This window comes from Sorangium sp. So ce406, assembly GCF_051474675.1.
In the GTDB taxonomy this organism is placed as follows: domain Bacteria; phylum Myxococcota_A; class Polyangia; order Polyangiales; family Polyangiaceae; genus Sorangium; species Sorangium cellulosum_G.
In genome coordinates, this window is the sequence record NZ_CP150340.1 from 10,326,832 (window position 1) to 10,347,914 (window position 21,083).

The following is a 21,083-nucleotide window of genomic DNA, read 5'->3' on the forward strand; positions in this document are numbered from 1 at the left end:
TCAGGCGCGGAGGTCAACATGGGCTGGATTGAACGTCAGGATGAAGAGCTCACTGCGCGGGTCGACGAGGCGCTCCGCGCCGCGCTCGCGGACCGCCGGATCGTCGGCGCCGTCCTCCGCGTCGCGCGCGACGGCGTGCTCGTGGCGCGCCGCGCGGTGGGGCTCGCGGATCGGGAAGCCGGCGTCCCGATGCGGGAGGACACGCCGTTCCGCTACGCGTCGCTGACCAAGCCGATCGTGAGCGTCGTGGTGCTCGGGCTCGTCGATCGCGGCCTCCTGTCGCTGGAGGATCCGGTCACCCGCTGGCTCCCCGAGTTCGCGCCGCGCTTCGCGGGGCGGGCCGTGCCCATCACGGTGCGCCAGCTCCTCACGCACACGAGCGGCCTCGCGTACGCGTTCCTCGAGCCGCGCGACGGGCCGTACCACGCGGCAGGCGTCTCCGACGGGCTCGATCAGCCCGGGCTCTCGATCGAGGAGAACCTGCGCCGCCTCGCCGGCCTGCCGCTCGCCTTCGCGCCGGGGACGCGGTTCCTCTACTCGCTGTCGCACGACGTGCTCGGCGCGATCGTCGCGCGCGTCACGGGCGAGCCGCTGCCCGAGGCGGTGGCGCGGGCGGTGACGGGCCCGCTGGAGATGGCGAGCGCGTCCTTCACGCCGCGCGATCCCTCGGCGCTCGCCGCGGCGTACGCCGACGGCGCGCCGGAGCCGGTCCGCATGGTGGACGGGATCTACGTCCCCTTCGCCGGGGCCGGCGCCCTCTTCGCGCCGTCGCGGGCGTTCGATCCCCGATCCTACCCGTCGGGCGGCGCGGGGATGGTCGGCAACGCCGAGGATTACCACCGCTTCCTCGAGGCGCTGCGCACGCGCGCCGCCTTCGCCCCGAGGCGCTGGATCGACGAGATGCTCCGCGATCAGATCGCGCCGATCGAGTCGCCGATCCTCGGCGACGGGTGGGGCTACGGCTTCGGTGCGGCCGTGCTCCGGGATCCGCGCGCCGCGGGCTCGCCGATGAACCCCGGCAGCGTGCGCTGGGGCGGGGCCTACGGTCACTTCTGGTGGATCGATCCGGTCGCGCGGATATCCGCCGTGCTGCTGACGAACACCGCGTTCGAGGGCATGGCGGGGGCGATCACGAGGGACGTGACGCGCGCGGTGTATGGCGTTTGAGCAGGGGCGAGATGGTTCTTGTCTTCCCCTTGCGGTTGCTCTGCCCTTCTGTTGATTTCCTCGGGGCTGCCCCATCGTCGGTGTTCTAGTTCCGCCCGCCAGGAGTCCGTCCAGGGATCCGGAGGGAGATTTCAACGCAAAGACGCAAAGGCGCAAGAAGAAGCAATTATAACACATTTCTCATTTTTGCGTCTTTGCGCTCTTTGCGCCTTTGCGTCGAAATCTCTCTCCTCTCTCGTGGCAGATCCCTGGCAGGATTTCTGCGCCGCGGAACTAGGGATCTTCCCACGAGGGCTCGACCGCGGGCCGCTCGCGCTCGATCATCCCGCTCCCCTCCTCCTGCCGGTCGCGGAACGGCGTCGCCTGCGGCGGGAAGTCGCGGAGGCCGCGGCCGGCGGTGAAGTCGTAGCGGGCGAAGAGCAGCGCCGAGAGGCGCGGAGAGGTCTCGGCCGGGCTCGGGATGTCGAAAAGGAACGTCCCTTCCGCGCCGAGCGAGACGCGGTGTCCGCGCGAGAGCCAGCTCCAGAACGTGAGCCCGGCGGTGAACGCGTTGCGCAGGAAGGCCTCGTCGCGCGTCTCGTTCTCGGGCCTGTAGCTCGCGAGCCAGCCGAGCTGGATCCACGGCCACAGCCCGCGGCCCGGGAGCAGGTCGAGGTCGAGCGTCGCGTCGACGCGGTCGAGCGTCGACGGCACCGGGCTGAGCCGCAGCGCCGTGCCCGCCGTGACGAGGGCGTCGACGAACGGCCGGTGCCGCAGGCGCGCGCCGAGGGAGGCCTGGGTGCGGTGCTCGTCGGCGTACGGCGTGAAGATGTCCTTGTCGGCGCCGGGGAAGCCGCGCAGCGAGTCGTCGACAGCGAGGTACGTGAAGCCCGCCCACGGTGAGAGCGTGAGCTCGCCGATCGGGATCGACCAGAACGCGCTCGCGCTCGCCCTGCCGCCCACGGCGTCGCTGGCGCCCGGCTGGAACACGACGCGGCCGCTCAGCGCCACGCCGGGGACCCAGCCGCGCGAGCTCAGGTCGAAGCGCGCCTCGGCGCCGAAGCTCTCCGGCCCGTCGCGCAGCCGCCCGAACCCGGCAGCGGAGATCCAGGCGCGCCGCTCGACGAGCTCGCGGTGCACGTCGACGCCGAGCTCGAGGAAGCGGAGCGGCAGGCGGAGGTCCTCCTCGGTGAGCTCGCTGTCGACGGCGCGCGCGTACGCGCCGACCGAGAGCGGCCCGGCGTCCGGGTCCTCGCCCACCGGGGGCGCGGGCCGGAGCGGCTCCTCCGCCGGCGCGAGGGGCGCGGGCGGAGGCGGCACGGGCGGCGGCACGCGCGGGCGGGGCGCGCCCGTGGCGACGGCGAGCTCGACGCGGAGCAGCGCCCTGCCGGCGGGCGAGGCGACGCGCAGCACGTGAGGGCCCTCCGGGAGGACGGCGACGCGGGCCTCGACCTCGCCGCCGAGCCAGAAGAACGGCTCGCGCGTGACGCCGAGGCGGCGCGCGGCGGCGTCCTCGGCGGTGTCGAGCGCGATGGTCCCCTCGTCCACCGCGGCGGGCGCGCCCGGGCCGGGAGCGCCCGCGGCGGGCGCGGCGGGCGCGCCAGGAGCGGCGGGCGCGCCGTCGAGCGGGGACACCGCGTAGCGCAGCAGGCCGGCCGGCGTGGCGGCGGTGATCTCGGGGCGGCAGGCGGGATCGCCGCCGTTCGCGGGCGCGGCGCGGCCGCTGGGCGACGCGGCGCACTCGTAGGCGGCGCGGGCGCGGATGCGCACCACGGTCGGACCGACGAACGCGAGCTCCAGGGGGCGGGCGGGATCGATGTCGTGCCAGGTCGAGAGGACGCGGCCCGAGAACGGCTGCGCCGAGCCGGCGGCGGTCGCGCGGATCCAGCCGAGGACGCTCTGGTCCGCCGGAGGCCGCACCTCGACGCGGTGGCTGCCCCGCGGCACCTGCACGACGCAGCGGTCGGTCATGGGCGCGGCCGCGGCGGAGCACGCGACCGGGGCGCCGTCGAGCGCGACGGAGAACGCGCAGGGGGTCTCGTCGCGATCGAGCGCCCGGCAGACGCCGTCGAGCACGATGGCGCCCGGCGCGGCGCGGTCGAGCCGGAACTCGGCGCGCGCGCCGTCGGTGATGAGCAGCGCCGGCTCCGGCGCGTCGACGAGCGCGCGGCGCACGCGGACGCGGAGCGGCAGGTCGCGGTCGGCCCTGGCCCGGATCTCGAGCGTCGCCGAGCCGGCCGTGGCGTCGGCGCGCGGCGGCACGGCCCAGCCGGTCACCGGCGCGAGCCGCGCGAGGGCGGCCGGCGGGAGCTGGACCGGCGACGCAGCTCCGGCCGGCGCGCCGGCCGCGGGAGACGCCGGCGCGCTGGCCGAGGGAGACGCCGGCGCGCCGGCCGAGGGAGATGCCGCCGCGGCGCCATGGCCGCCGCCGGCAGCCTCCCGGTCGGCCGTCTGCACGGCGAGCTCGGCGAGCGCGAGGGCGCGCAGGGTGAGCAGCCTGTCGAACGCCGGGGCGCCGGCAGCCACGTCGGTGGCGAGGTTCGCGGCGCGGGCGAGCGCCGCGGCGGAGCGGTGGGCGAGCCCGATCCGGGTGAAGGCGTCGGCGGCGATCCGCGCGTCGCCGGCGCGCTCGGCGAGGAGGCCGAGCAGCAGCGCGTCCGCGCCCGCGCTGTCGCCCGCTGGGCCGGCGAGCAGCGCGACGCCGCGGCGCGGGTCGCCGGCAATGCGGGCGTCGCGTGCGGCGGCGAGGGGCGCGCGGTCCTCGGGCAACGGCAGCGGCGGCACGCGCGCGGGCAGTCCGAGCGGGACAGCCGGCGGGCTGCCCGGCGGCAGGGAGAAGACCGTCGACGGCGGCGCGCCCGCGCCCGACGCGCCCGGGAGCTGCCCGGCTTCAACGTCGTCGGCGGCGGCGCGGTCGAGCGAGGCGAGCGCCGGGAAGCCGAGGCCCTCGAGCGCGGCGGCCCGCTGCGCGCGGAGCGCCGCGCGGTCCGGGGCGGGCGCGGCGCGGAGGGCGCGCGTGGCGCCCCGGATCTGCTCGAGCGTGCCGTCGACGGGCGCGCCGGACGGCGGGCGCGCCGGCGTGACGACGCGCGGCGCGGCGGGCGCGGCGGGGTGGAGCCGCACGGCGGCGCGGAGCAGCGTCGGCGCGGAGGTCTCGACGCGCAGCTCGCCTGCGCCGGCGGGGACCGGGATCTCGATCGACCCCGTGGCGCCCGCGGTCACCCAGGCCTCGTGGACGGCGGCGCCGGCGCGCACGCGGAGCACGCGCGCGGCGGGCGGCGCGCCCGAGGGCCGAGGAGCGCTGGCCGCGCCGCCGGGGGCCTCCGGCGCGCGCGCCGCCTCGCCCAGCACCGCGGGCGGCGCGAGGACGACGCGCGCCACCGTGGCGCGCTCGGGGTCGGGGAGCGCGAAGGTCACGGCGCCGTCGACCCAGGCCCACTGCATGATCTCGCGCAGCGACGCGCACGGCGCGCGCCCGCTGCGCGGGACGCGCGCCAGCACCGGCGGGGCGCCCGCCGCTCGCTCGAAGGTGCGCGGGCCGGGCGCCACGGCGACGACCGACGTGAGCCCGGCGCCGCCGTGCACCGCGGCCGGCGCGCCGTCGATGAGCACCGATGACTCGGGGACCACCTCGCTCGAGGCGCTCCGGAGGAGCACCCGCGCGTGGGCGCCCGGCGGCGCCTCGACGGTGAGCTCCGCGCGCGGGGCGTCGAGGAGCGTCCAGCGGAGCCCGGACTCCGCGTTCACGTCGCACAGCGCGCCCGCGGCGCCGCGCTGGGCTGCGCTGCCTGCCGGGGCCGGCGGCTCGTCGCGCGGCGGCGAGACCGAGCTCCACGCGGTCACGCCGTCGGGGATGTCGAGCGCGTCCCAGGGTGCCTCGCGCGCCCAGGCGATCCGCGCGAGGGGCGCCGCGCTCTCTACATCGCCGTGGGCGAGCGCATACCGCTCGGCGAGAGGCGCCCCGACCGGCCGGCGGCCGTCGACAGGCGGCGACAGGGCCGCGCCGAGCGCGGACACCGCGGCGAGGTCGTCCGGGTGCGCGCGGCCGCCGGCGGGCCCGCGCGGCGGCGCGGCGGGCTCGCGCGGCGGCGCGGCGGGCGCGCGCGGCGGCGCGGCGGGCGCGCGCGGCGGCGCGGCCGGCTCGCGCGGCGGTGCCGCCGCGGGCGCGGACCAGGGCGCGGCCGCGGCGCCGGGGTCCACGTGCGCGGCGGCGAGCCGCGTGAGGGCGGCGCGCTGGAGGGGCGCGGCGCTCGCGGGCGCCCCGCCCTGCGCCGCCGCGTAGGCCTGCGCCGCGCGCGCGAACGCGACGCCGGGGGACGGCGCCCAGCGCACCGACTCGGCGAGGACGAGCGCCCGGAGCGGCGGCGGCACGGCCGGCCGCGCGGCGAGGTCGAGCGCGGCCTTCGCGGCCGCGGGGGCGGCGGCGCGGTCCGCGGCGGCGAGGAGCCGCGGCGCCTCGGCGTGGGGGGGCGCGCGGAGCGCGCTGTCGCCAGCGGGCTCGCGCTGCGCCGCGCGGTCGAGCAGCGCGGCGCGGTCGCGCTGCGGCGCGACGAGCTCGGCGACGCCGGCGCGCTGCCGGTGGCCGCTGGCGGCGACGGCGATCTCGCCCTCGACGACGTCGACGGTCGCCGCGCGCGAGTCAACGGGCAGCGGCACCCGGATCCAGCGCGCCTCGCGCCAGCGCGCGGCGTCCGCGAGCCGCGGCCCGGTGCGCCAGGCGATCTCCCGGACGACGGCGCCGCCGGCGCGGACCACGACGCGCGTGGCCCCGTAGGCGCGCGGCCGGAGGGCGATGCGCAGCACGTCGGCGCCGGGCGCGCGGAGGTCGAGCCGCGCCCCGGCCCCGAGCGATCGCCAGGGCGTTGCGCGCTCGACGGCCGGGAGGTCGGGCCCCTCGCGGCCGCCGCGCACCTCGACCGCGCGCGGGGTGAAATACGGCTCGACGAGCGGCCGGAGGAGCAGCGACTCCTCGAGGTAGCGCGCGGTGAGCCAAGCGGCCGCGGCGGGCTCGAGGCGCGCGGCGGGCGGCGCGGGGGGAGCGCCGGCGGCGCCTTGCGCAGACAGCGCGCCGCGCGCGGCGTCGACCCACCGGAGCAGCGCGCCCGCCTCGGCCGGCGCGGTGGCCGGCGCGGGCGCGCGGCCGCCGAGCCACGCGGCGACGTCCTCGTCGAGGCGGTACCAGGCGAGCGGCGCGCTCTCCCGCGCGGCGACCCGCACCGCGACCGGCGAGCTCTCGGCGCCGCGCGGGACGGCCGCGCGCACGGCGACGAAGCGCGCGCTGGACCAGGCCGGCACCGCGACGTCGCGCGCGCCCCCCTTGAGCGGCGGCAGCGGGATCCAGGTGATCACGTCGGGCGCGTCGCCGACGCCGGAGCCGAGGCCGACGCCCGCGACCTCGCCGCGCACCTCCAGCCGATCGCCGGGCTCCACCGGCACGAGGAGGAGCTGCTCCGCGGTGAGCGCGACGGGCCCGGTCGGGTCGGCTGCGATGGGCGCGGCGCTCGCGCGCGGCGCCCCGCCCGGCGCAGGCGCGCCCTGCTGCGCGCCGTGGCTCCACGCGATGATGCGCGCGCTGTCGGGGGCGACCCAGGCGAGCGGCTCTGCGGCGCTCGCCTCGCGCGCGCCCGGCAGGCCCGGGGTCACGCCGAGGGCGAGCGCGAGCGCCGCGCCGAGCAGCGCGCGGCGGGCAGCGGACGAGGCGAAGGCGTCGACATCCACGGCGATTACCCTTCTCCCATGGCCATCCTGCGCCCCGTGCGCCGTGAGCTATCGGGCTATCCGATTTCCGGTAGCGAGCGCAAGCGCGCGATCGGCGATGGCGCGCCGCGTCCCTCGCGAGGACAGGGCGCGCCGCAGCCGCTGTAGGGGCGGATCGTCAGCGCTTACGGGAGCGGCCAGCGCCGCTCGCGCTTCAGCCGCTCGAGCAGCGCGGCGAGCGCCGTCCCGTCCATCTCGACGAGCGACGCATCGTCCTCGGGCGACAGCGCGAGCTCGAGCGCGTCGCACACGTCCCGCACGGCCTGCTGGAGACCCTCGTTGCGTCCCTCGCGGAGCCCTCTGTCGCGGAGGGACTCGAGGCTGGAGTGCCCTTCGCGCTGGAGCAGATTGGTGAGGAGGGCCCGCTGCGCGGCGGCGCGATCGTGGAGCGCCTCGACCTGCACCGGGTTCTGCAGCACGCCGGGCGCGCGCAGCAGCTCTCCCGGGAGCGCGAGCCGTCGCGGCTCGCCGGGCGCGTGCACCTCGACGTGCGGCGGCGCTGCGAGGCGCACGACCCAGACCCATCGCGTCCCTGCGCCGAGCAGATCGTCGATCTTCCGGGAGAGGCGCGCCTCGTCCTCGCCGACGTCGGCGTACTCGATGGCCAGCGCCGGGGCGCCCGGCACCCAGCCCGGGGAGTCGGGCGCGTTGCCGACGGCCACGTGCGGCGCGCGCAGCAGCCCCGGCGCGGGGGTGTAGCCCGTGCCGACGCCGGCCTCGGAGACGGCGGGATCCCACGCGACGACGGCGCCGCCGAGGAGGAGGGCGGCCGAAGCGCGCCCGCCGAGGGGCAGGCAGACGATCGGGTGCCCGTGGGACAGCTCGTACGGGTCGCCTGGCCGGGCCTGATCGGCGCGGAAGGGCCCGCGCTGGTCGGGGTCGAGGTGGCTGGCCGGGGTGGCGTCCGGGAGAGGCGGAGGCGATGTGGCGGGCGCGGGATCGGGATGGTCCGGCGCGGGGGCCGGAATCGGTGCGGGGTCGGTTGGAGAGACGAGGAGCTCTGGAGCCTGCACGGGGTATCTGGGTCGCATGCAGTGGATTCCGGGCGCGCAGGAAGCCTGGTCACGGATTCGCCGTCGGGTGGGATCGGCGGCGTGCTGGCGGCCGTGGAGGGATTTCGCCCGCCGCGGCTCGGTCCTCTCGGGACCGGTTCGACCGCCCTCTGCACATCGGAAACGGTGCCGAGCGACCGGTTCGACCGCCCTCTGCGCATCGGAAACGGTGCCGAGCGACCGGTTCGACCGCCCTCTACGCATCGGAAACGGTGCCGAGGGACCGGTTCGACCGCCCTCCGCGCATCGGAAACGGTGCCGAGGGCCGGTTCGACCGCCCTCTGCGCACCGGATGCGGTGCCAAGGGGTCGGTTCGACGTCCCGAGCTACCGGTCCGGCGGCCCTCAGCAGACCGGAAACGGCGTAAGGGTACCGCTTCAACCTGCCTCCAAACACCGGAAACGGTCTCGAGGGACAGCCCGATCACCTTCTGCGCACCGGATACAGTGTCAGTAGTCCCGGTTCGACCGGCTTCCAGACACCGAACCGGCCCCGAAGAACGGTCCGTCCGATAAATGCTAGACTTGTAACCGCAGTGCTCAATCTGGCCTGCGCTGCGTGGCTACGAGGAACCTCGCCGCGCAAGTTCGGCCGCAAGGGCACGTCGCCACGCCCAGCCCGAAGGGACGCCCGGCTTGACGCCCGGTGCACGCTCGACCAGCGTACATCCTATGGGCGTCGAGCTGAAGGTCACCTTCGAGGGGGACGAGCCCGGGCTGGCACAGCACCGCCTGAGCCTCTCGTCGTTCGGGGAGCCGCTCAAGCTCCTGCTGGACGCGCTGCAGCGGACCGCGTCGGGTATCCTTGCTTCCGCGCTGGACGATGCGGATTACGGCACCCAAGGGGGTAGACTGGCCTCGGACGCCAAGCTGCTGGACCTTGAGCTCGCTTCGCTCGAGACAGGTTCCGCTGCGCCTACCTTCGTCTGCACGGCGCGACCTGGACCGCAACTGCGCATCCCTGACTTCGACGTTCTCGGCGAACAGGCTGTATTGCGTTTAGTCCAAGATCTGGACGCTGAGCGCCAAGGCAAGCCGGTGAACGGATCCGCGCGGAAGTACCTCCGGTCGCTGCCGGCCGGGGTGCGCGTCCAGCGCTACAGCGCGTATGCTGACGGCAACCTGATCGCCGACGTGCAGTTCGGTGAACTCGCGCTGCCGTCGGCTCCAGTCCCAGTGGCTCGGCTCGTCAGGCTGCGTGGCCGGATCGTCAGCGCCGGGTTCGACCCTGGGTCGAGCTACGTCGCCATCAGGACGAGCAGCCGAACTGTGCGGTGCGCAGCATCATCCGAGCAGGTGGAGCGCGCGCTTCCGCTGCGTCACAAGGAAGTGGTCGCCGCTGTGCTCGACGGGCAGAAGCCGTCCCTGGTCTGGATCCTCGATGCGGCGACCCCACCGCCTCGCGTCCCGATCGAGAGCACCATAGACTATCTGCGCACGGACTGGGCGGAGACAATGGGGATCCTCGCCCAATGAACGAGGATTTGAGCTGGGCCTTCGTTGAAATCGAAGACGTGCTTCAGTTGCACGCGGCCGCCGTCAGCCAGTACGGCGGAGACCAATCCCTGGTCCCCAAGGCTGGATGTGTTGAAGGAAGCATCGGAAGCGCAGTTACCGCTTCCATGTACGTAGCGGAAGACGGAGAGCCCGATCTACTCGTAGCTGTGGCCTATCTGCTCGTGTACCTCGCCAAAAACCACTGTTTTACCGATGGGAATAAGCGTGTCGCCTGGAGCGCCTTGTTACGTGTCTTGGATGCCAACGGCATCCGAATCGTAGCGGAGCAGGATGACGCAGCGAAGCTGGTCAACGACGTAGCCAGCGGCGTCGTCGATGCGCACGGGGTCTTGAACTGGCTATCGTCACCGAACCGGATCACGGCCGCTCCTGGGTGGGCAAATACCATCTGAGCCGTTCATCAGCGGGATATTGCGAATGCTGCGTGGCGAACTCTGGTCTCCAGAGTTGGATGGCGTCGTGCCGCAGACGCGCAGGGGGCCCGAAGCCATAACTTCCTACACATGCCCACGCCCGGATAGAGGCCAGAGCGGCGGCGGATGTCACATGTCCTTCAGAAGATCATCACCCTTGTTCAAGGGTGCTCTGCCGCCGGACTTCCCTGGAGCGCGCGTTCTGGAAGGCGGCGTGGGGGCCGCCGAGTCGCTCGGCGGCACATCCGCGGACGGCCCCGCATCCAGCAGTGGCGCCGCGCTGCGGTCGGACGCGGAGTCAGCAGGCGTCGCTCCGGCCGACGACGCGTCCGGCGCCGCTCCGCCGGTGCTCGCCGCCGGCGCCGATCCACCAAGGCTCGCCGCCGGCGCCACGTCGACGGGGCTCGCCGCCGGCGCCGCCGCGTCGGCGACGTCCGGGGGACCGGAGATCACAGAGCGCACGAGCAAAACCCCGCCGAGCACCACCGCGAGCCCCACCGCCGCCCCGATCACGATCCCTGTGCGCCCTCGCCTCTGTGGCAGCGTCACATCAGCCTGGGTCTGCGACGAGGGGGAGAACGTGGCTGTCGGCTGGAGCAGACCGGCCGGGGGGATCGCCGGCTCCGTCGCGGAGACCCGCGCCGGCTCCGTCGCCGAGATCCTCGCCGGCTCCGTCGCGGAGATCCGCGCCGGCACCGGCTCCGTCGACGACATCGCCGCCGCCTGCCCTGCGGCGATCCTCGCCGCCTCCGCCGCGGAGAGCCTCGCCGTCTCCGCCGCGGCTGCCGGCTGCGCCGCGGCTGCATGCACAGCGCCCCACGGCGCGCCCGCCCCGGGATCGCGCGCCCCGGGCAGCGCCGCGAAGGCCTCGACGAGCTCGGTCGCGCTCTGGAACCGCCGCGCCGGATCGCGCTCGAGCGCGCGCTTGCAGAAGGCGTCCACCTCCGGGCCGAGGCCGGGCGCCACCTCCGAGGGGAGCGGGATGGGCGCCGTGCAGATCTCGACGAGCACGTCGCCGAGCTCCTGGCCCGGAAACGGGAGCTGGCCGGTGACGCACTGGAACGCGATCACCCCGAGAGACCAGAGATCGGAGCGGTGATCGACCTTGCTGCTGCTCCGCACCTGCTCCGGGCTCATGTAGCTCGGCGAGCCGAGCAGCGATCCCGAGCGCGTCGCCCCGGCGCTCTCGACGACGGTCACCTTCGCGACGCCGAAATCGACGACCTTGGCGACCAGCTCGCCGTCCTGGAGGGAAAGGAAGATGTTGCTGGGCTTGAGATCGCGGTGGACCAGGCCGAGCTCGTGCGCCCGGCGCAGGGCCCTGCCGACGTGATCGAGAATGGCCAGCGTGACCGGGAGCCCGAGGCGCCGCTCCCGCGCGAGGCGCGCCGCGAGGTCCTCGCCCTCGAGCAGCTCCATCACGATGTAGGGCGTCTCGTCCTCGATGCCGTAATCGTAGATCTGCACGGCGTGCGCGCTCTTGAGCACGGCCGCGGCCCTCGCCTCGCGCTCGAAGCGCGCCCGCAGCTCGGCGGACGTGGCGAATTGCGGCGCCATGAACTTGATCGCGATATCCACGCCGAGCTGCAGGTGCCGGCCCACCCACACGCTGCCCATGGCGCCCCGCGCCAGCTCGCGCTCGACACGGTAACGGCCTGCAATGGTGATGCCTGGCGCGATCTCGAGCACAGGGAGAGCATAGTGGAGGCGTCGTGCCCGGTCCACCGGCGAGGCAGATCACCGGGGACAACGGCCGGCGGCGCGGCGCGACGCCCAGGCCCGGCAGCCGTCTCGGCCCGCGCCCTCTACTCGTCGCGCGCGCAGCGGAACCCGAAGAACGAATAGCGCAGCTCGGGCTGCTCGCCGATGCGCTCGGTCGTGCTCAGCGTCTCTTCACCGTGGGAGAACGCTCCGCCGTGGGCCGCCCTGCCGAACTCCCCCTCGATCAGGGACGCGCAGTTGTCGCAGGGCGGGACGGGCTCGTTGTGATAATCGAAGACCCACTCATACAGGCTGCCGGCCAGGTCGGCCTGCTTCCACTTGCCGTCGCCGGCCGGGGATCGCGATCCGACGCTCGGGACCGGACACACCGTGGTCGTGGTCTCGCAGCCGAACACGGCCAGCTCGTCGCTCGGGGCCTCTGCGCCCCACGGGTACGCGCGGTGCTCGTTCCCGCCGGCAGCCGCGTAGTTCCACTCGGCGTCGGTGGGCAGCCGGCCCCCGTCCCAGGCGCAGAAGGCGGACGCGACATACCAGCTCACGCAGTTGATGGGCGCCGTTTCATTGCCGGACGGCTCGTCGGTCCACGTCCTGAAGTTCGCGTCGCACTGCAGCTCATCGATCAGCTCGTCCCGGCTCGCGGGCAGCTCGGAGTCCCAGGCCGCGTCCCAGCCGCTGCCGTCGATGAGCGGGTGCGCGCCCGCGCCCGCCGCCGGCTTGATCGCCGGATAGCTCGCGACGAACTGCCGGAAACGACCCACCGTGACCTCGAAGCGATCGAGGTGAAAATCGGCGACCGTCGCCGGATACGCCGCGTTGTTGAGGCGATTGAACGTGCCGCCCACCACCTCTTCCGCCGCGCAGCAGCTCTCATTGGACGCCGGGCCGCAGGTCGGCGCCACCTGATCGCAGCGCGGCAGCGAGAAGACGTCGGGCTCGACGTCGGGGATGCACGCGCTCCCGAACGCCGGCAAGAGCGCGAGCGCGGCGAGCGCTCCGAGGGAATGCAGGGACACGCGATCACCTGTGCGCATCAGAAGCTCCCGGAGATGCTGGCGCCGGCGAGGGAAGGCGCGATCCAGGGCGTCACGACAGCCGCCTGCGCCGGCGCAGCCCGATCCTCGCTGCCCGCTCGGACGATCCCGAAGGTGGCCACCCCGAGCGCGACGAGCCCTGCGCCGCCGAGGCCGATGAAGAGCGGCAGATCGCGGTTCTTGCGCGCGTTGTCCGCCGCGAAGTCGTATCCGGGGTTGCAGTACGTCCCGCCCGGGGCATCACGGCAATTCTCTCTCAGGGCGTCGATCGCGGACAGGTCGTCGACCAGGAACCCGACCGACGCGCCGACGAGGGCGATGCCGGCGGCCCCCGAGATCCACGCCCAGGTCGGGACGCCCCCGCCCGGCGCTCCCTTCGCCTCCGCCGCCGCCGCGGGCGCGCTCGCGGAAGGCGCGGCGGCCGCGGGTCGCAACGAGAGCTCGACGGTCGCCGTCTCGCCCTCCTTGAGCGTGACCGAGCGGGTCTCCGCCTGGTGCCCGGGGGCGCTCGCGCGGATCTCGTGCGGGCCCGGATCGATCGGCAGCGCGTCGCCCAGCGCCGCCGCCGGGAGCGGCGTGCCGTCGCGCTGCACCTCCACGCCGGGGGGCGCGGCCTCGACCACGACGCGGAGCTTCGGCACGCGCGGCTCGAGCGCCGCGATCCCCTTCTGCGCGAGCTCCTCGAGGCCCCGCCGCCGCTGCTCCCCCGCCGTCTCGCGGTTCAGGACGAGGGCCCGATGGTAATCGTGCCAGGCGGTCGCGAGCTTGCCCTCGTGCTCGTGGCACCGCGCGATGTTGATCATGGTGCTCGCGGAGGGGTTCAGCTCGAGGCTGGCCTCGAACTTCGGGCACCCCGCGGCGTGGTCGCCCTTGTCGACGAGCGCGCGCGCGGCCTTGAACAGCGCCTCCGCGGCCACCGGGTCGCGCGCGGGCTGCTGCGCGCGCCCCGTCGCGCCGCCGAGCGCGATCGCCGCCCCCGCCGCGAGCGCGAGCGTGGCGCGCATGCCCGGCATGGAAGCAGCGCCGCGGCGGGCGCGGGCGAGGTGAATGCGCGGCGCCGCGCGAGGAAGGTGTTTCCCGAGCGGGCTCGTTGTCGATTCCACCATGGGTGCTCGTTCCGCTGCGGCGAGCCCGAGGGGCGCGCGGGGGAACTCTACACAAAAACATCCGGACGACCAGCCTGTCGACGATCGCGCGAGCCGCGCTCGACAGCGAGAGCCCCCTCCCCTGTCTGACGTGCTGAGCGCAGGAACGCGCGCCGCCCGGCGCTCATCGCTTCATCATCGCGAAGGCGACACCGCTCTGCAGCGTCAGGCGCGTCGTCACGCCGCCCAGGTCGCGTCCAACGCGCGTGAGCTCCTGCGCGATGTGGGGACCGATCCCGGTCAGGACGACCTCCGTACCGAGCAGCCGCGCGGCCTGCGCCAGCTTGACGATCTCGTCGGCGGCGTCCGGACCCAGGCTCGGAACGCCCGTGAGGTCGACGATCGCGACACGGGTATTCCGGGCAGAGATACCCGCGGTCAGGGTGGTCTGTACCTGCTGCATCCGATACCGATCCATGTGCCCGATGAGCGGCATCACGGTGATGTCGTCGGTGATCGGGATGAGCGGCATGGAGAGCGCCTCGAGCGCCCGCGCCTGCTCCCGGATGATCTCCTGCTGCGCCCGCTGCTCGGCAGCCGCCGCCTCGGCCCGCCGGCGCTCGGTGATATCGCGGATCAACACCAGCGCCTCGGCCGCGTCGAGCCCGACGATCCGGGCCTCGTGGTGGCGAAGCTCCCCACCTACCAGCAGCTCGAACTCGAGGACCTGCGTCGTGTCGTCGGCGAGGACCCGGCGGAGGTCGTCCAGGAGGCGCCGTGCGACGTCGTCCGGCAAGGCGTCGCCGACAGGCATGTCTCGCGAGAACCCGGGCTGGAGGGCCAGCGCGAGCCCGCGCGGCGGCTTGACCTCCAGGCACCTGCCGTCCCTGTCCACGCGGAGCACCATGTCCGGCAGCGACTGAATCAGCCGGCGGTGCTTCTCGTCCTGAGCCGAGCTCCGGGCGACCGCCTCCTCGAGCTCGCGCTCACGGTTCCACTTCTCCGTGAGCGCACAGGCGATCTGCCGGACCTCGACGACATCGAACGGCTTCTTGAGGATGAGCAGGCGATCGGTCTGGCCGAACCGCGCCATCACGTCTTCCCAGCAGCAATCCGAGTAGGCGGTGCAGATCACGCCCTGAAGGAGAGGATCTTCCTCCCACAGCCGAGAGAGCGTCTCCACGCCGTCCCACCCCGGCGGCATGCGGACGTCCACGAACGCCACGGCGAACGGGGCGCCGACCTGCACGGACCTGCGCACCGCCTCCAGCGCCACCTCGCCCTGGTAGGCAGACGTCAGCTCGAAGCTCGGCCCCCGAGGCGCTCCGCCCTGACCGCCGAAGAGCAGCTCGTCCAGCGCGTCGAGCCCGGCGGAGCTCCCGGCGGGGGCCAGGACGTCTCGAAATGTCCTGTGGATGCTCTCGGTGTCGTCGACGACGAGGACTCTCCTGTTCTTCGCGCTGGCTCCGTTCATCGGCTCAGGGCCCCCTGCGAGCGACCACACATCATCGACCTCTGTGCTCAATGTTCTTCCACCGTGGCAGGCTCCCACCGACGCGCCCCTGAGAGTACCTGAAACCCCATGTCGGGCTGGCGCCAGCCCGCTCGCCAGCTCGGAGGGAGCCTACCCTACAACATGCCGCGCGCGCAGCGGGGAAACTGCGCGCGAGCGACCGGCGCCCGCCTCCTCGATGGGTCCGCGCGCCGCCAGGTAGGCGACTGTGAACGAGCGACGCGGCGCCTCCGGCCCGCCGTGCTCGCACCCTGACAACTCGGTTTGCTGTTGCAAGGCACCCACGAACTGGCTCCAATGAGCTCGATGCGGCACGCCGCGGCAGAGCGCCGAGCCGGCCGGTGCGCGCGTCGTCCGCTCGCCCTGACGCGGCCGCCCGATGCGGTGGCGACGCGCCGATCCACAGCACGTGTTCCGGCCAACAGAGAACGAGACCAGCGCCATGCTCGAGATTCATGGATACACGCTTCTCGACGCCATCAAGGCGACCGACGCCGACGTGGTGTACAGGGCAGTGCGCCGCGCGGATGGGCTGCCCGTCCTCGTCAAGACGCCGGCGGCGCTGCACCCCGGGCCGCGCGAGCGCGAGCGCTACCGCCGGGAGCACAGCACGTTGCAGCGGCTCCGCGGCGCGCGCGGGGTGATCGGCGTGCTCGCGTGCGAGCTAGCGCAGGAGCGCCCGGCGCTCGTCCTGGAGCGCGTCGAGGGGCGGCCCCTGCAAGAGCGCGCGGGCGCGCCGCTCGACGTCGGTCGGTTCCTCGATCTGGCCATCTCTCTGACCGCGACCGTGGCGGAGATTCATTGCCACGGCGTGATCCACAAGGACATCAAGCCGGGCAACATCGTTGTCTCGCCGTCGGGCGAGCCCTGGCTCATCGATTTCCGCATCGCTGCCTCCCAGAAGGTGGAACACGTGGACGCGATGCCGACCCACATCATCGAGGGCACGCCGGCGTACATGTCCCCCGAGCAGACCGGGCGCATGAACCGCGTCATCGACTACCGCACGGACCTCTACTCGCTGGGCGTCACCCTCTATGAGCTCCTGACTGGCACCTTGCCCTACCAGGGGCGCGACGCCCTGGAGTGGTTCCACGCCCACATGGCGCAGGTCCCGAGGCCCCCGCACGAGCTCGTGCCCGGCCTCGCGCCCGCGCTCTCCGCCATCGTGATGAAGCTCCTCTCCAAGACCGCCGACGAGCGCTACCAGAGCGCCGAGGGCCTGAAGGCGGACCTGGAGCGGTGCCGGGAAGGCCTGCGCCGCGGGGCCATCGAGGATTTTCAGCCCGGCGCGCGCGACGTCTCCACCTGCCTGCAGATGCCGCAGCGGCTCTACGGGCGCGAGTCCACGGTCGCCACCCTGCTGGAGGCGTGGGGCCGCACGGCGCGCGGCGGACGGCCGGAGCTCCTCCTGGTCAGCGGCTATTCGGGCATCGGGAAGTCCTCTGTCGTCCACGAGCTGCACCGGCCGGTCCTGGAGCGGCGCGGGTTCTTCCTGAGCGGCAAGTTCGACCAGTTCCAGCGAGATGTCCCCTACGCCACGATGGCGCAGGCCATCCGCGAGCTCGTGCAGCACCTCCTGGCGGAGACCGACGAGAAGCTCGGCCGCTTTCGCCAGCGCCTGCGCGAGGCGTGGGGAGACAACGGGCAGGTCATGGTGGACCTGGTGCCGCAGCTCGCGCTCGTCGTGGGCGAGCAGCCGAAGGTCCAGGAGCTGCCGGCCGCCGAGGCCCAGAACCGCTTCAACCTGGTGTTCCAGCGGTTCCTCGGCGTCTTCGCCACCACCGAGCACCCGCTCGTCATCTTCCTCGACGACCTCCAGTGGAGCGACCTGGCCACCCTCAAGCTCGTCCAGCACCTCACCACCCACCCGGACAGCCCGCCGGTGCTGCTGATCGGCGCCTACCGCGACAACGAGGTCGGGCCGTCACACCCGCTCATGCTGGCGCTCGACGAGATACGCAAGGCGGGCGCGCGGGTGAGCGAGGTGCAGCTCGGCCCGCTGAGCCCCGCGCAGACCCGGGAGCTCGTCGCCGACGCGCTCCCGGGCGCGGACCGGGCCGTGGTCGCCCCGCTCTCGACGCTCGTGCACGAGAAGACCGGCGGTAACCCGTTCTTCCTCGTCCAGATGCTGCCCACGCTCCACCGGGATGGGCTCCTCCGCCGCGCGCCCGACGGGGGTTGGCGATGGGACGCAGAGGGGGTGAAGGCAAAGGACTACTCCGACAACGTCGTCGACTTCATGGCGGGGAGGTTGCGCCTGCTGCCGGTCGAGACGCTGCACCTCCTGCGGCTCGCGGCGTGCGTGGCCAACACGTTCTCGCTGCAGACGCTGGCCATCATCTCTGGCCAGGACCTGGGCGAGGTGGAGCGGCACCTCGATCCCGCGCTCCAGGAAGGGATGCTCGTGCGCAGCGCGGCGGACCAGTACCGGTTCCTCCACGACCGCATCCACCAGGCGGCTTACGTCCTCACCCCGGAGGACGAGCGCAAGGCCGCGCACCTGCGCATCGGCCGCCTGCTGCTCGAGAGCCTGACGCCGGAGGAGGTCCGGGAGCGGCTGTTCGACGTGGTGAATCAGCTCAACGCAGCGGCCGAGCTGATGGACGACGGCGCCGAGCGCCGCCGCGCGGCGCGCCTGAACGCCGAGGCGGGCTGGAAGGCCAAGGCGTCGGCGGCGCACCGCTCGGCCATCTCCTACCTCACCGCGGCCTTCTCGCTCATCAGCGGCGACCCCTGGGAGACGGACCACGAGCTCGCCTTCAAGCTGCGCCTCGATCGCGCGAGCAGCGAGTTCATGCTCGGCCGCGCCGCCGAGGCGCGCCGGCTCGCCGACGAGCTCCTCGAGCGGGCGCGCACGCGCGTGGACAAGGCCGCGGTGTACCGCCTCAAGAGCGACATCCACGTGGCCTCCAGCGAGAACGAGGCGGCCGTCGCGAGCATCCTGGCGGGCCTCGACCTGTTTGGCATGCACATGCCGCCCCGCCCCTCGTGGGACGACGTCGCGGCAGCGAACGAGGAGGTGATGGCGCTCCTCGGCGACCGCCCCGTCGAGAGCCTCGTCGATCTGCCGCTCATGGCCGACACCGACGAGAAGGCGGCGATGGACCTCCTCGCGGCGCTCTTCGCGCCGGCGTTCTTCACGGACGGCAACCTGCTCGTGCTCCACCTCTGCCGGATGGTCTCTCTCGCCCTCCGCCACGGGAACACCGACGCAGCCGCGCAGGGATACGTCTGGTACGGCGTCATGGCCGGCGCCGTCTTCCGGAATTACCAGCAGGGCTATGCCTTCGGCAAGCTCGCCTGCGATCTCGTCGAGCGATACAACTTCTCCGCGTGCCGGGGCAAGGTCCTCTACAGCATGGAGATCATCAATTACTGGACTCGGCCCATCTCTATCTCGCTCGATCTGGCCCGGAGCGCCTTCCACCACGCGGTCCTGTCCGGCGATTTCCAGGTCGCCTGTTACTGCTGCAATCACATCATCACGGACCGCATCAGCCTCGGGCACGACCTGGCCGACGTGTACCGCGAGTCGGTGGCGCGCCTCGATTTCCAGCGCAAGGCCGGGTTCCGGGACGTGCAGGACATCACGCTCCCGGCGCAGCGGTTCGTGCAGCAGATGCGCGGGCTCACGCGGGCGTTTGACACGCTGGACGGCGACACGCTGGACGGCGACGGCTTCGATGAGGCGGCGTTCGAGGCCGCGCTGACGCCGGACCGGATGAGCACCATGCGGTGCTGGTACTGGATCCTCAAGATGCAATCGAGGTACATGGCCGGCGCTCACGAGGAGGCGCTGCGCGCGGAGGCGAGGGCGACGGAGCTCATCTGGGCTTCTCTCAGCCACATCCAGCTCCTGGATTACCACCTCTATCGTCCCCTGACCCTCGCGGCGTGCTTCCACGACAGGGCGCCCGAGGAGCAGCGGGAGCACCTCGAGGCGATGCGGCAGAGCCAGCGGCAGCTCGAGGAGTGGGCGAGCCACTGTCCGGAGAACTTCCGCGCGGCCGCGCGGATGGTGGGCGCGGAGATCGCGCGCGTCAGCGGCAGGCCGGACGAGGCGATGCACCTGTACGACGAGGCGATCCAGGCGGCGCGCGAGGACGGCTTCATCCAGTACGTCGGCCTGGCGAACGAGCTCGCGGCGCGCTTCTGGCGCGAGCGGAAGCTCCCGTTCATCTCCGCCGCGTATGCGCGCGAGGCGCAGGACGCGTACCGGCAGTGGGGGGCCGACGGCAAGGTGAGGCACCTCGCGGCCCAGTGGCCTCAGCTCGCCTCACCCGCGGTCCCCCTGGCCGCGGACGCCACGTGCGACACGAGCGTGACGCACATCGACGCGCTCGCCGTGGTGAAGGCGCAGCAGGCCGTCTCCGGTGAGATCGTGATCGAGCGGCTGGTGAGCACGCTGATGAAGGTCGCCATCGAGAACGCGGGGGCGCAGCGCGGCGCCCTGCTGCTCCCGAAGGGCGACAAGCTCGTCGTCGAGGCCGTGGCCGACGCCCATCGAGGGCAAGGGGACGTGGTCGTCGCCTCGGGCGACGCCGGCCAGGAGCTGCCGTGGAGCATCGTCGCTTATATCAGGCGCACGCACGAGCACGTGCTCATCGGCGATGCGCTCGAGCCCCACCCGTTCTCGTCGGACGCCTACCTCGCGAGCGGCCGGGCGAAATCGGTGCTGTGTTTGCCGCTCCTCCGCAAGGGGGAGTTCCACGGGGTGCTGTACCTGGAGAACGGGCTCGCCTCCCAGGCGTTCACGCCGGACCGCATCGCGCTGCTCGAGCACATCGCCTCTCAGGCGGCCATCTCGATCGAGAACGCGCGGCTCTACGCGGAGGTCCAGCGGGCCGAGGTCGCCTTGCGCCACGCCAACGACGAGCTCGAGAAGCGCGTGGAGGAGCGGACGCGGGAGCTCAAGCAGGCGCAGTCCCAGATCGCGGAGTCGGCGCGCGCGGCGGGCATGGCCGAGGTCGCGGCGAACGTGCTGCACAACGTGGGCAACGTCCTGACGAGCATCACCGCGGACGCGCAGATGATGCAGGAGTCGCTGGCCGGCTCGCGCGTCGGCCGGGTGAAGCAGATCGCGGCGATGCTCCAGGAACACCGCGGGGATCTCGCCAGCTTCCTCACCAGCGACCCGCGGGGGAGCCGGCTGGCCGAGTACCTGCACGCCGTCGCGGGCGAGCTCGCCGGACAGCAGGAGGCGCTGCTCGGCAGCCTGAGCTACATGCAGCAGCACATCGAGCACATCCGCACGATCATCCAGGTGCAGCAGCTCTACGCGAAGAGCGCGCTCTTCGTGGAGGAGTGCTCCCTCGGCGAGGTGGTCGAGAACGCGCTGCGCATCCAGGAGACAGCGCTCCGCCGCCACCGCGTCGCCGTGACGCGTGAGCTCGACGCGCTGCCGGCGCTGCCGGTGGACAGGCACAAGGTGCTGCAGATCCTGGTGAACCTGCTGGCGAACGCGGCGGAGGCCGTGGCCGGGATGCCCGAGGGCGATCGGCGCCTCGTCGTGCGGCTCCGGCGCGAGGGGCAGGCGGCGCGCATCCAGGTGGTCGACAGCGGCGTGGGGATCGCGCAGGAGGTGCTGCCCCGGCTCTTCGCGCACGGCTACACCACGCGCAAGGGCGGAAACGGCTTCGGCCTGCACTCGAGCGCGCTGGCCGCCAGGGTCCTCGGGGGCTCGCTCACGCTGAAGAGCGAGGGACCCGGCAAGGGAGCGACGGCCACGCTGGAGATCCCGATCGCGGGACCGGCGGTCGAGCCGACCAGGGGAGCGGAGACCAGGAGCCGCACGAGCGAGCTGGCGCCGTGACGCGGGGGCCGGGGTTCCGAGCCTCGATGCGC

10 protein-coding genes are annotated in these 21,083 nt (G+C 73.6%); 4 read left to right on the forward strand and 6 right to left on the reverse strand.

Annotated features, from left to right (window positions below):
- Positions 1-18 precede the first annotated feature (18 nt).
- Positions 19-1,167: a serine hydrolase domain-containing protein gene (locus WME96_RS38720; RefSeq protein WP_437286582.1), complete on the forward strand. Its 1,149-nt coding sequence runs from the start codon at positions 19-21 to the stop codon at positions 1,165-1,167.
- Between the two features lie 273 nt (positions 1,168-1,440).
- On the opposite strand, the gene WME96_RS38725 is transcribed toward WME96_RS38720, so the two are convergent.
- Both WME96_RS38725 and WME96_RS38730 read right to left on the reverse strand, forming a co-directional pair.
- Positions 1,441-6,864, reverse strand: a complete 5,424-nt coding sequence (locus WME96_RS38725) for a hypothetical protein (protein ID WP_437286583.1) — start codon at positions 6,862-6,864, stop codon at positions 1,441-1,443.
- Positions 6,865-7,028: 164 nt separating this feature from the next.
- Entirely contained in the window at positions 7,029-7,934 is a 906-nt protein-coding gene (locus WME96_RS38730; RefSeq protein WP_437286584.1) for a hypothetical protein, read from the reverse strand.
- A 692-nt stretch (positions 7,935-8,626) separates the two neighbouring features.
- Here WME96_RS38730 and WME96_RS38735 point away from each other — a divergent pair.
- The gene (locus WME96_RS38735) at positions 8,627-9,430 is read left to right on the forward strand and encodes a hypothetical protein (protein WP_437286585.1); all 804 of its coding nucleotides are present in this window, start codon (positions 8,627-8,629) and stop codon (positions 9,428-9,430) included.
- The gene (locus WME96_RS38740; RefSeq protein WP_437286586.1) at positions 9,427-9,864 is read left to right on the forward strand and encodes a type II toxin-antitoxin system death-on-curing family toxin; all 438 of its coding nucleotides are present in this window, start codon (positions 9,427-9,429) and stop codon (positions 9,862-9,864) included. Before WME96_RS38735 ends, WME96_RS38740 begins: the two co-directional genes overlap by 4 nt.
- Before the next feature lie 150 nt (positions 9,865-10,014).
- On the opposite strand, the gene WME96_RS38745 is transcribed toward WME96_RS38740, so the two are convergent.
- The 4 genes from WME96_RS38745 to WME96_RS38760 all read right to left on the reverse strand — a co-directional run bounded on the left by WME96_RS38745 (position 10,015) and on the right by WME96_RS38760 (position 15,197).
- Complete coding sequence (locus tag WME96_RS38745; protein WP_437286587.1) at positions 10,015-11,574, reverse strand: protein kinase domain-containing protein; 1,560 nt, start codon at positions 11,572-11,574, stop codon at positions 10,015-10,017.
- Between the two features lie 116 nt (positions 11,575-11,690).
- Complete coding sequence (locus WME96_RS38750) at positions 11,691-12,620, reverse strand: formylglycine-generating enzyme family protein (RefSeq protein WP_437286588.1); 930 nt, start codon at positions 12,618-12,620, stop codon at positions 11,691-11,693.
- Positions 12,621-12,637: 17 nt separating this feature from the next.
- A complete protein-coding gene (locus WME96_RS38755) occupies positions 12,638-13,642 on the reverse strand; it encodes a PEGA domain-containing protein (RefSeq protein WP_437286589.1) in 1,005 nt (334 codons plus the stop codon).
- 265 nt (positions 13,643-13,907) lie between these two features.
- Positions 13,908-15,197, reverse strand: coding sequence for a PAS domain-containing protein (locus WME96_RS38760; RefSeq protein ID WP_437286590.1), 1,290 nt, complete (start codon positions 15,195-15,197; stop codon positions 13,908-13,910).
- A gap of 481 nt (positions 15,198-15,678) precedes the next feature.
- On the opposite strand from WME96_RS38760, the gene WME96_RS38765 reads away from it, so the two are divergent.
- Positions 15,679-21,051: a trifunctional serine/threonine-protein kinase/ATP-binding protein/sensor histidine kinase gene (locus WME96_RS38765; protein ID WP_437286591.1), complete on the forward strand. Its 5,373-nt coding sequence runs from the start codon at positions 15,679-15,681 to the stop codon at positions 21,049-21,051.
- The last annotated feature ends 32 nt before the right edge of the window (positions 21,052-21,083 follow it).